Source organism: Halobacillus litoralis (genome assembly GCF_020524085.2).
GTDB classification, from domain to species: Bacteria; Bacillota; Bacilli; order Bacillales; family Halobacillaceae; genus Halobacillus; species Halobacillus litoralis_E.
In genome coordinates, this window is record NZ_CP129016.1 from 128,569 (window position 1) to 142,693 (window position 14,125).

Here is a 14,125-nt window from a genome sequence, read left to right on the forward strand (position 1 = left end):
GGTTTCTTTTTTACATATTCCATTATTTCCACTTGTATTCTCACCTTTTCGTGATATCATAATAATATATATTAAATTAAAATAATTTTAAATAAACACCTTTTTTCTCTGTATTAATTGACTTTCATTCTCAATTAACAAAAGGAGTTGAAAATTGCATGAATCATTCAAGAACCTTATCTTCCATGAAGTGGTGGAAATTACCATCGGTTTCTACCCTTAAGGAACATGCTGAATTAATCGCAGCCATAAGCAGTGGAATGCTTATCTTACTAGCGTGGTATGGCGAGCACCATTGGGCACCTTCTCTCTATATCAGTTTATATTTGACGGCCTTCCTCATTGGTGGTTTTGCTAAAGCCAAAGAAGGGTTAGAAGAAACTGTAAAAGAAAAGTCACTCAATGTAGAATTGCTCATGATTCTAGCCGCTATCGGCTCTGCTTCCATTGGATACTGGACAGAAGGAGCCATCCTCATCTTCATCTTTGCTCTAAGCGGAGCTCTGGAAACATATACGATGAACAAAAGCCATAAAGAGATCTCTTCGTTGATGAGTTTGCAGCCGGAAGAGGCCTTTCTTATTACAAATTCCGGGTATGAATGGGTACCTGTAAAGACGCTTCAGATCGGCGATCAAATATTAATCAAACCCGGGGAGCGTGTCCCTGCAGATGGAAGGATTGTAAAAGGGAGTTCCACCTTAAATGAAAGTGCCATTACCGGTGAATCTCTCCCGGTTAGCAAGAGTGAAACAGGAGAAGTTTTCGCAGGAACAATGAACGTTGACGGCAGTCTTGTCGTCTCTGTCACCAAAGCGTCGAATGAAACCCTTTTTCAAAAAATCATTACCATGGTACAAAATGCTCAAAGTGAAAAATCCCCCTCACAATTGTTTATTGAGAGGTTCGAAAGTACGTATGTAAAAATTGTATTGGCCGTCGTAGGCCTTATGTTATTTCTCCCACACTTTCTATTCGGGTGGTCATGGATGGAAACGATTTACCGGGCCATGATTCTCCTTGTCGTCGCATCTCCATGTGCCCTTGTCGCTTCCATCATGCCTGCAACATTGTCAGCCATATCCAAAGGGGCCCGCCATGGGATTTTGTTCAAGGGGGGCGTACACCTTGAACACCTCTCTCATCTAAAAGCAATCGCTTTTGATAAAACGGGGACGCTTACAAAAGGAGAGCCGGAAGTCACTGACTTTCTTCCGTTAGAATTGGGCATGGAACATTCCATTCTTTCGATCGTTTCTTCCATTGAAAACGAATCCAACCACCCTCTCGCTCAAGCGATAGTAAAGTATGCAAAGGAAAATGACTGTGCTTTTTCTACAGTTGAAAGCGTCAAAGATCATAGCGGTATGGGTGTAAGTGGGCAATATGAGAACGAAGAGTGGAAAGTCGGAAAAGCCGATTTCGTTGGGAAAGAAGCAGCAACAGCGTACAAACATAACTACGCGGAAGTACTGGCCTCGGAAGGAAAGACTGTGATTTTCGTAGCAAAGAGTGAGCAAATCGTCGCCCTCTTCGCCTTGAAAGATACGGTTCGAAAAGAAGCGAAAGAAGCGATTTCAACCTTAAGGGCGCATGAAATTTACACCATGATGTTGACAGGTGACAATGATCGAACAGCAAAAGCCATTGCTGAAGAAGTGGGAATGGATAACTATATTGCGGAGTGTATGCCTGACCAAAAACTCCAGTAAATCAAAACTTTAAAAGAACATTTCTCTCATGTCGCTATGGTCGGTGACGGCATCAATGATGCCCCCGCTCTTGCTGAAGCTGATGTCGGTGTCGCGATGGGAGAAGGTACAGATGTCGCGCTGGAAACGGCCGATGTGGTCTTAATGAAAAATGACCTCCCGAAAATTGGTGAAGCTATTGATGTTTCTAGAAAAATGAACAAAATCATTAAACAGAACATTATTTTCTCCATAACCGTGATCATGCTCTTAATTGTAAGCAATTTCTTACAGGTCCTTGACCTTCCTTTAGGTGTCATCGGTCATGAAGGAAGTACGATTCTCGTGATATTAAATGGACTCCGACTATTAAAATAATGAAGAAAGGCGGAACCTTGGAAGGTTCCGCCTTTTCATATATGTGCTATCCCCATGTCTCTTTCGTCCTACGATGATGGCTCATGGCATTGATCTCCCCTCCCAGAATAATGACGACTCCTGAAAGGTATAACCAAATCATAAGCACAATCACTGTACCTAAACTCCCATATGTCGCAGAGAAATTCCCTAGACTACTCACATAAAAAGAAAACAACAGGGAAACTAACTGCCAGCAGAATGTCGCAAACACTGCACCTGGAACGGTATCACGGTATTTTAACCGTTTATTTGGTGCCATGACATACAAAAAAGACAAGACGATGTAAAAGATGATGGATGAAATGACCCACCTCATCCCATTCCATAACGTCAAAAAGTTTTCAGATAGTCCGAAGACGGAAAACAGTTGGATGCCGATCGTATGACCGAGAACAGGCAGCAGAAAAGCAATCCCGATGACGAAAACCATGGCCACTGTCAGGACTATCGCTATGATGCGCGATACGAAAAACGACCGGTTCTCCCTTACGTTATGAGCACGATTGAATGCGCGCATAATGGCGTTGACACCATTAGACGCGGCCCAAAGGGTCCCTAGTAAACCAATGGATAGTAAACTGCCATTTTCGCTGCTTAATAAGGACGAAACGTTTTCGGTAATCAAATCGAATGTTTCAGGTGGCGCATAGGTACTGACGAAAGCAAGTACTCGTTCTTCGTCAATATGTAAATATCCGAGCAGTGTAAGCAGGAATATCATAAAAGGAAACAAAGATAGTAGAAAAAAATACGACAGTTGAGCTGCCATCCCTCCGACATCATCTTCACCGAAGCGAGTAAACAGCTCTTTGCCAAAATTCTTGATGGTCTTCACAATATTCCCTCACCTCTTGTGATCAAGAAGCTTCTTTTGAATCGTCGACAGCTTTAAGCTGCTCTTTCACTTCTTGATTGATTTCCCCTACTTTATTCAGCATACTCTCCGCCTTGTCTAATAATTCCAGAAGATCTTCCACTCCTTTATTCACCTGGGCAGAAAAAGCCTCATAATTCACTCGAATTCTGTGGATCGCCTCTGAAGGCTGCTTCACAAAACTTTGACACTTCGAACCTGTAGCGCGCGATTTCTCTCCTACATACTGTCGCGTATCTCTGTCCAATAGAGCAGCGATTCCCCCCACCAAAGCTCCGACAAGTACACCTTTCCAAAGTTTACTCTGTCCCATAAACATCCTCCTCAAAGATTATGATCATTTTTTATTTTTTCTAAAAGTTTATAACATCCATCATGGACGAGGTCATACACATATTCAAAATTACCTGTGAAATACGGGTCAGGCACTTCACTTTCCTTCGAATGAGGAACAAAGTCCAGCAGTTTAGCGACCACTACACCATTTTTCTCTCGAATTCCTTTCAAGTCCTGGATGTTTTTATCATCCATCGCAATCAAGTAATCAAAGTCATCCCAGTCAGATTCCTTCACTTGCCTTGCACTCATGCCCTCATAAGAGATGCTTTTCTCATCAAGGATTTCCCGTGTCCCTTCGTGAGGTTCAGCTCCGATATGCCAATGGCCGATCCCTGCAGAATCGACGGTTATTTTCTCATCCAATCCTTCTTTATTCACAAGATCTTTAAAAATAGCTTCTGCCATAGGTGAACGACATATGTTACCAAGGCAGACAAATAATACACGAATCATAACTATGTTCCTCCAATGTAGTATTTCTCATCTGTTTATTTTCTATGAAAGCGTCGAAAATCCTGCCAAACTAAAACAGTTCACCCAAATATCTTCCCTTTTTATGTCGAAATCAACCGTTCTTTTTTAATTTTTGTACGGAAATAACCTTGACATTTGTTTCTAATTTTCGGAATATTTAATATATGGACAAATACTAAATATATGGATAGGGGGAAGATGATGGGTGAAGGTAGTGCACTACACAGTTTTTTAAGTGAATTAAGTGGAATCGTCTGGGGACCGTTTCTCTTAATTTTATTAGTCGGAACAGGGGTTTACTTAACACTTCGTCTCGGGTTTCTTCAATTTAAAACGCTCCCGTACGCTCTAAAACTTGCTTTCAAACCAAGCAAAGAGAAGAAAAAGAATGAAAAGGGGGATATTTCGCATTACCAGGCTCTCACAACAGCTCTTGCGGCAACCATCGGAACAGGAAACATTGCTGGTGTAGCAACGGCCGTTGTCCTAGGGGGACCAGGCGCCGTTTTCTGGATGTGGGTGACAGCTGTTTTTGGTATGGCGACGAAATATGCTGAAGCTGTACTAGCCGTTAAATACAGAATTGAAGGGAAAAACGGTGAAATGTCCGGCGGACCGATGTATTATTTGTCCCGCGGTTTGAAAACAAAGTGGCTAGGACGCCCTCTTGGTTTCTTGTTCGCGATCTTCGGTGCTGTCGCTGCATTCGGAATCGGAAACATGGTACAGTCCAACTCCGTTTCCGATGTAATGGAAGGCACGTTTAATGTTTCTCCATGGGTGACGGGTATTCTGTTGACCCTCTTAGCTGGTTTAGTATTGCTCGGAGGAATTAAAAGTATCGGGAAAGTCACGGCTTTCTTTGTTCCAATCATGGCTATCTTCTATGTCATTGGTGCATTAATCATACTTATTCTCAATTACAATATGGTCATCCCAGCATTCGGAACCATCTTTAACGATGCATTTACAGCGAGCGCTCTTGGTGGCGGTCTACTCGGAACAGTCATTCGTTATGGTGTCGCACGTGGTGTGTTCTCCAATGAAGCAGGTCTCGGTTCTGCGCCGATTGCTGCAGCTGCCGCGCGTACGGACTATGCCGGGCGTCAAGCACTCGTTTCGATGACTCAAGTATTCATTGATACCATTATTGTTTGTACAATGACAGGTCTAACGATTGTCATGGCTGGTCAATATCAAGGCGGCCTGGATGGCGCCGACTTGACTTCTACCTCCTTCCAAATTTTCCTTGGTGATGTAGGAGCATATATTGTTACCATAGGCTTAGTCTTCTTTGCCTTCTCTACCATTGTCGGTTGGTCCTACTATGGAGAAAAGTGCTTCGGCTATTTGACGAAACAGCGATTCATTGGTGTTTACAAAATTGTATTCGTAGCGTTTGTCCTTGTAGGTGCCGTGTCTCAACTTAGCACAGTGTGGGTTTTCGCTGACGTGATGAATGGCTTAATGGCCTTCCCGAACTTGATCGGACTATTACTCCTATCCGGTGTCGTAGCTGCCGAAACGAACAAGTTCCTGAAAGTCGCCAAAAAAGAAAAACAACAAGAACGCGAACAACGGCAAGCCGGTTAACCTTGAATACTAATCTCTCATTCAAAAAGAGCTTACCACACTACGTTGCGGTAAGCTCTTTTTTTAGTGTAAACTCAACTACTGGGAAGCTCCTTATATTAAGTAGGATTAATGAAGGCATCGGAATTACAACTTAACTAATCCACCCACCACCCACAGAATGATCAGAAACGATAACCCTATTCCTATCGGTAAAAGGAAGCTACGATACACAATTCCCCAAGTGAAATGTTTTTTTCTCCTTTTTAAGAACAGATCAACGGCAAAGAAAATAAAAGCCGCCCCCAAGCTGACCCACATAAAAATAAGTCCAAAAAACATATGCAATAAACCTGAAAACAACAATTTTGCTTTGGGCTGTCCAATGATTTTCGCTATATGTCCTCCTGCCCATTCACTCACAAAGGATGCGGCCACTCCGTACGAAAGAATCAATGGAAGACTATACAACAAACCTACGGGTATAAGTAAAGTCACAGTATGTAGGTAAACTACTAAACCACTCTGCCCACTATCGAACGACATGATAAACCCTAGAACAACGGCGTATATAGAACTTGTGATAGAACCGGTTACAAACTTTCTTTTTAACAAATATAATCCTCCTTCTCCGCAAAACACTATTATGGTACTTTACTGGACTTTGCGGAAAAAGAGGTAAATAAATCCATCCAAACTCTACACCTTGCATTTCCATGATTATTTTATTACACACCCTGATTCATCCTTTAGAAATAATCGTTATGCTAGCGGAGCGATGCAGTCAGGGCCTTCGTTTTTAGCTGAGTTGACGTAGTCGCTAACTTCATAGGCACGAAGATCGTCCATTGTCAGTTGTTCAACAAAACCATTGGCATCCGAAGGCGACCATTTCACTGGTTCAATCCACTGATCCTCTTTTCCTTTTGGCAGGATGACAGGCATACGGTTGTGAATCGGAGCCATGAAATCATTCGCATCCTGAGTGAGAATCGTACAGGTGTAAAGGGGGGCTTCATCCCCTTCCCATTGGTCCCACAAACCGGCAAAAGCAAAAAGTGAACGTTTTTCAGGTTGGATCCGCACAGGTTGTTTTCCTGATTCGGTCTTTTGCCACTCATAAAAACTATCCGCTACAATTAAGCAGCGCTTCTGGCTCATCAGCCTTTTGTAGCTGGGCTTTTCATGAGCAGTTTCACTTCTTGCGTTTATCATTTTATAGCCGATTTTAGGATCTTTGGACCACGATGGGACAAGCCCCCACTTCATATAACCTGCGCGCTTTCGCTTTCCATCATGAATGACCGCCAGCACCTTTTGACCTGGTGCGATGTTGTACCGTGGTTGATAACCATCGATCGGTCTTTCGATTCCGTACTCTTTCAATATTTCCGCTTCTTCAGCTAACAACGTGTACCTTCCACACATATCATCGCCTCCTTTTCGTTATCTCATGACCATCTCAACCATTGATGAATATAAAAATTCCGGCGTCATTTAAAATCCGAAACGCCGGTCAATTTTGCTTTGATATTGTTTTAATGCCCCTGATTGGTTCATCTTCCTCTTTTCCATCATCATATCAAAGCGAAGCTTTTTCTCTTTCCATTCCTTTTTATAATGAGCGGATAACATCGGATCTTTAATCTCAGCTAAAAGATCTTCAATTTCTACCATTTCTTTTTTCAGGATCATTTCTTCAGGCAACATGTTAGCATTTTTCAAAATCCGGTAACTGTTTCTAAGTTCTGGAGGCAGATGAGCGAATTCGTCTTTGGGAAGTGGCTTTCCTTTCCCAGGTAAGTTGTCGAAATCCCCTTTTTTCATGGATTGTTTAATCTGCTCCTCAACCAAATGTCCATAATCCATCTTTCTGCCTCCTATCCTTTTTTCGTCGCATAGGCTTTCATTGCATCTAATTCACTATTTCCAATAGGTTCGTGGATCATTGTGATTTCCCTTTGGTTCTTTGGTTTTTCAAGGTCTCGATAAACTTTTTCTGAAAGGGCGAGCCCAACACGACTGGCATCTTCAACGGATTGGGAGTAGATGACTTTTTTTAAATTCGAGAAGTACATAGCGGTGAGACACATCGCGCAAGGTTCTCCGCTCGCATACATCGTACAATCACTTAAATCAATGGACCCCCGTGCTTGTTGAGCTTTCTTAATGGCTACCATTTCAGCATGAGCACTGACATCGGGGTGGAGATGAAGTTCGTTTACTCCTTCGGCAATGATTACTCCGTCACAAACAAGAACAGCTCCGAATGGGTGGCCTCCATCGTTTACATTTTCTAAAGCTAACTGCAAAGCCCGTTCTGAAAAAGGATTCACGCTCTCTTCCTCCTCTCATTTTTGGAGACGTTTGTTCAGCGATTGCTTCAAACCACCGGCCAATGGTTCAACAGCCACAATCCGTCTAATTTCAGTGGCGTTATCTCGATCATGGTAGCGCACCTCATTGACATCATTCACTGTCACTTCATCAGGATGAGGCTCAATTAAGGTCATGTAGTCCCCAGAAGTCACGTTCCCCTCCCGTAACACTCTTAAATAAAAACCCGAGAATCCTTTCTCCATGACACGTGCCGGAAAATCATCAATCCCATGAGTTCGCGCTATAATATAGCACGGCTTTCTGGGCTCAGACACTTGCAGGATGGCTTCTCCTAGCTGAAAAATATCGCCGATGCGGATATCACGTTCGTCAATCCCTTCTACCGTCAAGTTTTCACCGAAAGAAGGAAAAGAAAATTCTTGACCGTAATGATCTTCCCAGTGCCTGTAGTGCTGGGCGGGATAAAGGCATACGGCTTTATCCCGGCCGCCATGATTCTTTTTATCGGCTTGTTCATCCCCTTCAAAGTTCAGACAAGTTAAATGGACAGGACCTTTGACAGGGGTTTTCCGGTAGGCACTGTTCAATTCCCCTTTATCCGTTTCATAGGTTTCCGGACGACCGACATTCAAAGATAAGAGTTTATACTTCACTTAAGGTCCCCTCTTTCCATTGCTTGATCCAAGCTGGGAGATAATCATAACTCCAAGCATCCATCGGATAATCAACAAAAACATCTTCTCCATTTTCATAGAGCGCTTGTATTAACTCATTCATACTTCCGAAATAAAATTGATAGAGAAATTCATAGCTGAACGGTTCCTTTGGCATGTGCTGATCAGCACAAACCTGCGGATCGCTATAGTTCAAATAGGTACGACAAGGAATCGGCCGCACTTCATAAGCCATACACAATTGAGTTTCTGGATCCAACATCGGACAAGGCAGATTCAACCTTTTGTATTCCAGTTTTGTCTCTGGCGCTTCATAATCCATAACCATGGCTTTTTGCAGTTTGTCCTGCTGTTTTTCGTAATAACTTTCCCAATGGTCATAAATCGCTTTTTTTCGATCATCCGAAAAGTTCTCAATGGAACGAAACAGCATTTTCGCTTCCATTTTCGTAATGACAATCGGGAAATAGCAGCAAAAAGCACACCCCATAAAACAATTCGGCTTCATGGAGGTATATTCCTCCATCCGCTCAATTTCGTGGTCAACTTCGGTTAGCAATCGCTGAAAACCACTTAATATCACAGTTTCTGTATCTTGTTCACTGTCCAATAATTCATCAACAATCCCGTCAAAAAATGAAGGGTCGATTTCATACGATTGGTTTATTTTTTCACACCGCTTTATAATTTCTTCATGTTTCAAAAAACTCATAGTAAAACTCCTCTGTCTATCGTTAGTCCCATTATACATGGGGGATGACATATGACACCACTTTCTCCCCGACCACGAATTTCCTGTTGTTCAACCCCCAAAAAAATCCTATGATATGAGAAGACATATAAATAGAATATTTCACCTTTGGAGGTACGTCTACATGTTATCAAACGCAGAAATCGGTATCGATCTTGGTACTGCAAATATACTGATTTATTCAAAATCAAAAGGAATTTTACTTAATGAACCGTCTGTTGTCGCCTACAACACAGAAACGAAAAATGTAGTGGCTGTAGGAAAAGAAGCTAAAGAAATGGTCGGTAAGACACCGAGAAACATCATCCCTGTCCGCCCGTTAAGAGATGGTGTCATCGCTGATTACGATATGACCGCGCAAATGTTGAAGGAGCTTTTGAAAAAAAGTATCCAAAAAATCCGGCATCTCTATGCGTAAACCAACCGTCGTAATTTGTACACCTTCCGGCTCAACTTCTGTTGAACGCCGTGCCATTCATAATGCAGTGAAAAGCTACGGCGCAAAAAATGTGCACTTGATTGAAGAACCAATCGCAGCCGCAATCGGTGCTGACCTTCCAGTCGATGAACCCATTGCAAACGTAGTCGTAGATATCGGTGGTGGAACGAGTGAAGTAGCTATCATCTCCTTCGGTGGTGTTGTATCCTGCAAATCCATCCGTACAGGTGGAGACGTCATGGATGAGGAGATCATCCAGCACGTCCGAAAAGCGTACAACGTATTAATCGGAGAACGCACAGCCGAGCAAATCAAAATGGAAATCGGCTACGCCCTGATTGATCATCCGGAAGTAACGATGGAAGTAAGAGGTCGTGACATGGTCACAGGTCTTCCAAAGACCATCGAACTAAAATCCACGGAAATTCAAGGAGCCCTGAAAGAGTCCCTTGAACAGCTGCTAGAAACGATTCGTGCAACCCTTGAAGATTGCCCACCGGAGCTAAGTGGTGACATCGTAGACCACGGTGTGATCCTTACCGGAGGCGGTTCATTGCTCAACGGTATGCAGGATTGGCTGTCCAAAGAAATATCCGTACCCGTTCACATGGCCCCAAGCCCGCTGGAATCCGTAGCCATCGGAACCGGCCGCAGCCTGAAAATGATTCAGAAACTGCAAAAAGCAAGTAAGTAAGACTGAAGTGTGGAACCACCCCGGGAGACTCGACAAGCATAAGACAAGCGGTGCAGTGGAGCGATCTTCCTCCACGGAAGCGATTGTCTTATGTCTCGAGAGTCTCCCGGGGTGGTGGAACCTATTCAATAAGAAGACAAAACCTCCGGGGTGCCCGGAGGTTTTGTTGTATCATTTCTCACTCTTCCCTCATTAAGAAAATAAACAAATTTAAATCTTTAAATCTCCTTCGAAAGAGAGGATATAGTAGGGAGCGTGTCGAAATAACGCATAAAAGCAGAGATTGATATACACTTTTGAAAGAATGTTTCAAAACAACCCACGGAGTGGAAAAAGAGGGTATAGAGGTCTATTTCCTACTCTCATACTTAAACTAGCAGATCAAACATTAAGGAGCAGATTCTAATGAAACTATCTACGTTACTCAAGTGGTTGACAGGTGGGTGTGAAGCATTCATGGCTATTCCTATAGCAGGAGGAGCATTCATTTTCAGCAATGCCTGGCTGCCGCTTTTGTTCATGTTTGTTTTCCACTTGATTACTCTAGTCGTTTCAGCTAAAGACAAACGCCCCTACCTTGGAAGTGTTCTTGGTATGATTACAAGCGCCATAGGAGCGATTCCTTTTATCGGTTGGGTCATGCACACAGTGACTGCCATCGTTCTTTTGATAAATGCTGGACGGTCCACAAGTCTGGATAATAAATCCTGATCACTTATTTCACCAAGGGGGGATAGCGTTGTTTACAGTCATATGTCTTTTTCGAGTTAAACAAAAAGATTTGGATGAATTCATAGAATTGACCAGAAAATCCGGCAATCTCTTAAAATCCCATGGCGCTCTCGACCATAATATTTATTTTTCAAATAAGTTGACCGGCAGCCAAGGATCCATGGGACTCTTGAATGTGGTAGATGTTGAGGAAGATGAAGAACTCATGCTCGGTCAATCCATATTTAAAAGTGAAGAGCATTACCACGAAATCATGAAAACAGCAGGATTTGACGATATCATCCAGTATTTAGACGACCATATTAAAGATGTTGTAGAGTCGACCAGAATTATTACTTCAAGTTTCACAACAGAACGTAGCAAGGAGTTAGAAGCATAATTTCTTCGGAGGTGTTGGAAATATGAAAATCGTAGTTTTAGGCGCAGGAGCTTTAGGAGCCTATTTTGGAGCACGCTGGCAGGAGGCTGGACACGAGGTCATTAACCTTGTCCGCGAAGGAAGAGCTGAACAGATTGAAAGGAATGGTTTAAAGCTACATAGCGAAATGGGAGATTATGAAGTTTCAGATCCGGTGATTGCTAGGAGTCCAGAGGAGATTGAAAATCCTGACCTGGTTTTTCTTGCCGTCAAGGGCTACCACCTTCATGGCACATTGGAGTGGCTTAAAGCATTGGTAAATAAAGGGGCAAAAGTTTATCCCGTTTTAAATGGCATGGAACACATCAGTATTCTCCAAAAAGAATTGGGAGAGGAAGCTGTCATCGGTGGACTTTCTTACATCATTGCAACCCTTGATGAAGCTGGTCATGTTGTCCATACAAGCCCATTCCATGACCTCGTATTCGGACCGCTTCATACATCTCAGCAGGCCATCTGTGAAGAACTTGCCCTCGCTTGTAACCAGGCGAATTTGAATGGTACGTTAAGTACGAACATTTTAGAGGACATGTGGAAAAAATACATGTTCATTACCGCATTTTCCGGGATTACAACAGCTGTTAATCAACCCATCGGCGTTGTACGAAGTTACCCTCAATCGTTCCGAATCGCAGAACGAATTCTCACCGAAATGAAGGAACTTGCAAACGCTCACCACATTGACCTGACAGATGAACAAGTGCAGCAGGCATTTGAACGCTTACGCGGATTCGATCATGAAATGACATCATCCATGCATCAAGACCGACGAAAAGGACTGCCTTTGGAAGTTGAACACCTTCATGGCGGAGCTTTACGGCTGGGCAGCGAAGTCGGATTGAGTATGCCTTATATAGAAACCATCCATGCAATGATCAAACCTTACGAAGAATATCAACAATGACAAAAAAGGTGCCCTGAACTCAGGGCACCTTTTTTCTATTTATTCTTCATCTGCGTACTCGTCTACTTTCGGTCGTTTCCCTCTTTTTAATTCCCTGATCGATAATCCGAAATCCATTTGCAAATGAGGATAATCTTTGAATTTCCCCCAGTCGCCTCCCCATTCAAACCCAAGACCTTTAGCTGCTTCTGCAATTTCCACCCAATCCGATTTTCCGTTTCCATTTCCATCGTATTCTGTATCCCAAATGATGCGGCCATCTTCGTGCTCAAGCGCAAAATCGATAGCAAGACCATAATTATGATAGGACTCCCCACCCCTCGCATGAGTGACGATTTGCCCACTTGAAGAACGACCTTGTTCATATAGTTTATCCTGTTTCTCAACGGACCGATGACCTTCCGTAATCATGATGTTAATCCCTGCTCTCTTTATCTTTTCGACCAATTGATCTTTGCGCTTTTCTACTGTCGGATGAAGGTTGGTGGGTAACGGGACATCTTTCTTATAAAATACACCTTGAGGAAGTTCCTTTTCTACTTGTGGGACCAACAAGAAAACCAGCAGAGCAAACACGCCAGCGAAAAAGAAAAAGTTCATCAGGTTCTTTAGAATGCGCACTTCTGCTTCCCTTCCATTCATTTATTGATTAATTTGAGAATACCACACGAAGCTGATTAGAGAAATAAATAACTTCCCTTTCATAGTTTCCTATAGTATATTGGCCCATCAAATGCGGCTGGGCAGGCACACAAATCACAGAAGCTGGGGCTAAGTACATCCGCCAAAGTTAATGTACACCAATTAAGAGAATGATATAATGATGTCGAATCGACAAAACCAGGGAGAGAGAAATGACGATGGGACTACAAAACAGAAAATCTAGTAAAACGCTCTACGAATTATTCATGGTCGGTCTTGCAGCCCTATCCGTCGCCACTATTTGGCAGCAAACAGGCTACAATAGCGTAATCGTTTGGACAACATGGTCCATCTTCTTCCTTGACTTCCTTTACCGTTTATATAAAGCCGACAGCAAATGGGGGTTCATAAAAAAACACCCTTTCATTGTCATCGCTGCCATCCCCCTTGATGCGATTTTCCAGTTTGCGAGATTTGCAAGAATTCTTCACCTTTTGAGGTTGAAGTCCATCACAAAGTATTACACGATGCCCTTCATACGTTTTCTTAAAAGGCAGCACCTTTCAACGGTGACTGGAGCTACCTTCATTCTTGTTTTCCTTTTGATCATTCCCTTAAATTTGATTGAAAATGAATTAGACAGCTATGGAGATGCGTGGGTAAGTGCCATCCTATCCCTTACCTTCTTCGGACGATCTGGATTTGAACCAGAAACGATGGCGGGGCATATCATCATCGTGATCTTCACCATCTTAGGTGTCATCATTCACGGGCTGGTGATCAGCACGACGTTTGACTACTTGATGCAAACCCCGCTGTTGCAATCTATTAAAAATAAATTCACCGATAAATAAAGCCGCCATGGATGGACGGCTTTTTTTCATACCTCTATAGCCGGATCAACGTTTAACTCCCTATGCAAAAAGGAATCATAACCGGGACACCCATTTTCTGGAGGTGAAAGAGTTGGCTGATCAAAAACGAAATAAAGTATCTGAAAACGACCAAAGCTTCCAAGAAAAACTAAAAAAAGAACGCTTGATTGACGGTATTCCTGATGAAGAAGTAAAAAAAGAAGAACGTGAACAGGATAAAGGAAGAAAATCCAAGCAGGACTCGGTTACGGAAGATGACTACGATGAGGATCTTCGTCCTTAAAAG

Annotated in this window: 16 protein-coding genes and 2 pseudogenes; 8 read left to right on the forward strand and 10 right to left on the reverse strand. The window is 42.8% G+C overall.

What is annotated here, in order from left to right:
• Nucleotides 1-158 precede the first annotated feature (158 nt).
• Nucleotides 159-2,069: pseudogene (locus LC065_RS00760) on the forward strand (heavy metal translocating P-type ATPase).
• 46 nt (nt 2,070-2,115) lie between these two features.
• Here LC065_RS00760 and LC065_RS00765 read toward each other — a convergent pair.
• From LC065_RS00765 to LC065_RS00775, 3 genes are read right to left on the reverse strand one after another with little or no spacing between them, the layout of a single operon-like run.
• A complete protein-coding gene (locus LC065_RS00765) occupies nt 2,116-2,946 on the reverse strand; it encodes a YihY/virulence factor BrkB family protein (RefSeq protein WP_226587797.1) in 831 nt (276 codons plus the stop codon).
• Nucleotides 2,947-2,968: 22 nt separating this feature from the next.
• The gene (locus LC065_RS00770) at nt 2,969-3,298 is read right to left on the reverse strand and encodes a YtxH domain-containing protein (RefSeq protein ID WP_226587799.1); all 330 of its coding nucleotides are present in this window, start codon (nt 3,296-3,298) and stop codon (nt 2,969-2,971) included.
• Between the two features lie 11 nt (nt 3,299-3,309).
• Complete coding sequence (locus tag LC065_RS00775; protein WP_226587801.1) at nt 3,310-3,777, reverse strand: low molecular weight protein-tyrosine-phosphatase; 468 nt, start codon at nt 3,775-3,777, stop codon at nt 3,310-3,312.
• Nucleotides 3,778-3,999: 222 nt separating this feature from the next.
• Between LC065_RS00775 and LC065_RS00780 the strand changes: the two genes are divergently transcribed.
• Complete coding sequence (locus LC065_RS00780) at nt 4,000-5,391, forward strand: alanine/glycine:cation symporter family protein (RefSeq protein ID WP_226587803.1); 1,392 nt, start codon at nt 4,000-4,002, stop codon at nt 5,389-5,391.
• A gap of 126 nt (nt 5,392-5,517) precedes the next feature.
• Here LC065_RS00780 and LC065_RS00785 read toward each other — a convergent pair whose 3' ends face one another.
• From LC065_RS00785 to LC065_RS00810, 6 genes are all read right to left on the reverse strand, one after another.
• Complete coding sequence (locus LC065_RS00785) at nt 5,518-5,985, reverse strand: hypothetical protein (protein ID WP_226587805.1); 468 nt, start codon at nt 5,983-5,985, stop codon at nt 5,518-5,520.
• 147 nt (nt 5,986-6,132) lie between these two features.
• On the reverse strand, nt 6,133-6,798 hold the full coding sequence (locus tag LC065_RS00790; protein WP_226587807.1) for an SOS response-associated peptidase: 666 nt from the start codon (nt 6,796-6,798) through the stop codon (nt 6,133-6,135).
• A 69-nt stretch (nt 6,799-6,867) separates the two neighbouring features.
• A complete protein-coding gene (locus LC065_RS00795; protein ID WP_226587808.1) occupies nt 6,868-7,239 on the reverse strand; it encodes a DnaJ family domain-containing protein in 372 nt (123 codons plus the stop codon).
• An 11-nt stretch (nt 7,240-7,250) separates the two neighbouring features.
• Nucleotides 7,251-7,706 carry a nucleoside deaminase gene (locus LC065_RS00800; RefSeq protein WP_226587810.1) on the reverse strand — a complete coding sequence of 152 codons (456 nt, stop codon included), beginning with the start codon at nt 7,704-7,706 and terminating at the stop codon, nt 7,251-7,253.
• A 15-nt stretch (nt 7,707-7,721) separates the two neighbouring features.
• Nucleotides 7,722-8,363: an MOSC domain-containing protein gene (locus LC065_RS00805; RefSeq protein ID WP_226587812.1), complete on the reverse strand. Its 642-nt coding sequence runs from the start codon at nt 8,361-8,363 to the stop codon at nt 7,722-7,724.
• Nucleotides 8,353-9,096: a YkgJ family cysteine cluster protein gene (locus LC065_RS00810; RefSeq protein WP_226587814.1), complete on the reverse strand. Its 744-nt coding sequence runs from the start codon at nt 9,094-9,096 to the stop codon at nt 8,353-8,355. The genes LC065_RS00805 and LC065_RS00810 overlap by 11 nt, the downstream gene beginning before the upstream one ends.
• Nucleotides 9,097-9,259: 163 nt before the next feature.
• Between LC065_RS00810 and mreBH the strand changes: the two are divergent.
• The 4 genes and pseudogenes from mreBH to LC065_RS00830 all read left to right on the forward strand — a co-directional run bounded on the left by mreBH (nt 9,260) and on the right by LC065_RS00830 (nt 12,322).
• Nucleotides 9,260-10,268, forward strand: a pseudogene (mreBH, locus tag LC065_RS00815) (rod-share determining protein MreBH).
• Between the two features lie 405 nt (nt 10,269-10,673).
• Nucleotides 10,674-10,979, forward strand: a complete 306-nt coding sequence (locus tag LC065_RS00820; RefSeq protein WP_306163682.1) for a hypothetical protein — start codon at nt 10,674-10,676, stop codon at nt 10,977-10,979.
• Nucleotides 10,980-11,007: 28 nt separating this feature from the next.
• Complete coding sequence (locus LC065_RS00825; protein ID WP_226587819.1) at nt 11,008-11,379, forward strand: DUF1428 family protein; 372 nt, start codon at nt 11,008-11,010, stop codon at nt 11,377-11,379.
• A 22-nt stretch (nt 11,380-11,401) separates the two neighbouring features.
• The gene (locus LC065_RS00830) at nt 11,402-12,322 is read left to right on the forward strand and encodes a ketopantoate reductase family protein (protein ID WP_226587821.1); all 921 of its coding nucleotides are present in this window, start codon (nt 11,402-11,404) and stop codon (nt 12,320-12,322) included.
• Between the two features lie 39 nt (nt 12,323-12,361).
• Here LC065_RS00830 and LC065_RS00835 read toward each other — a convergent pair whose 3' ends face one another.
• On the reverse strand, nt 12,362-12,943 hold the full coding sequence (locus LC065_RS00835; RefSeq protein ID WP_226587823.1) for a M15 family metallopeptidase: 582 nt from the start codon (nt 12,941-12,943) through the stop codon (nt 12,362-12,364).
• A 233-nt stretch (nt 12,944-13,176) separates the two neighbouring features.
• Here LC065_RS00835 and LC065_RS00840 point away from each other — a divergent pair, with 233 nt between their 5' ends.
• The gene (locus tag LC065_RS00840; RefSeq protein ID WP_226587825.1) at nt 13,177-13,818 is read left to right on the forward strand and encodes a hypothetical protein; all 642 of its coding nucleotides are present in this window, start codon (nt 13,177-13,179) and stop codon (nt 13,816-13,818) included.
• A gap of 112 nt (nt 13,819-13,930) precedes the next feature.
• Entirely contained in the window at nt 13,931-14,122 is a 192-nt protein-coding gene (locus LC065_RS00845) for a hypothetical protein (RefSeq protein WP_264187642.1), read from the forward strand.
• Nucleotides 14,123-14,125: the final 3 nt, after the last annotated feature.

Bases quoted from the DNA above. Each gene is read 5' to 3' on its own strand.
- LC065_RS00770 (WP_226587799.1), bottom strand. From the start codon at position 3,298: ATGGGACAGAGTAAACTTTGGAAAGGTGTACTTGTCGGAGCTTTGGTG.
- LC065_RS00775 (WP_226587801.1), bottom strand. From the start codon at position 3,777: ATGATTCGTGTATTATTTGTCTGCCTTGGTAACATATGTCGTTCACCT.
- LC065_RS00780 (WP_226587803.1), top strand. From the start codon at position 4,000: ATGGGTGAAGGTAGTGCACTACACAGTTTTTTAAGTGAATTAAGTGGA.
- LC065_RS00790 (WP_226587807.1), bottom strand. From the start codon at position 6,798: ATGTGTGGAAGGTACACGTTGTTAGCTGAAGAAGCGGAAATATTGAAA.
- LC065_RS00795 (WP_226587808.1), bottom strand. From the start codon at position 7,239: ATGGATTATGGACATTTGGTTGAGGAGCAGATTAAACAATCCATGAAA.
- LC065_RS00810 (WP_226587814.1), bottom strand. From the start codon at position 9,096: ATGAGTTTTTTGAAACATGAAGAAATTATAAAGCGGTGTGAAAAAATA.
- LC065_RS00820 (WP_306163682.1), top strand. From the start codon at position 10,674: ATGAAACTATCTACGTTACTCAAGTGGTTGACAGGTGGGTGTGAAGCA.
- LC065_RS00830 (WP_226587821.1), top strand. From the start codon at position 11,402: ATGAAAATCGTAGTTTTAGGCGCAGGAGCTTTAGGAGCCTATTTTGGA.
- LC065_RS00840 (WP_226587825.1), top strand. From the start codon at position 13,177: ATGACGATGGGACTACAAAACAGAAAATCTAGTAAAACGCTCTACGAA.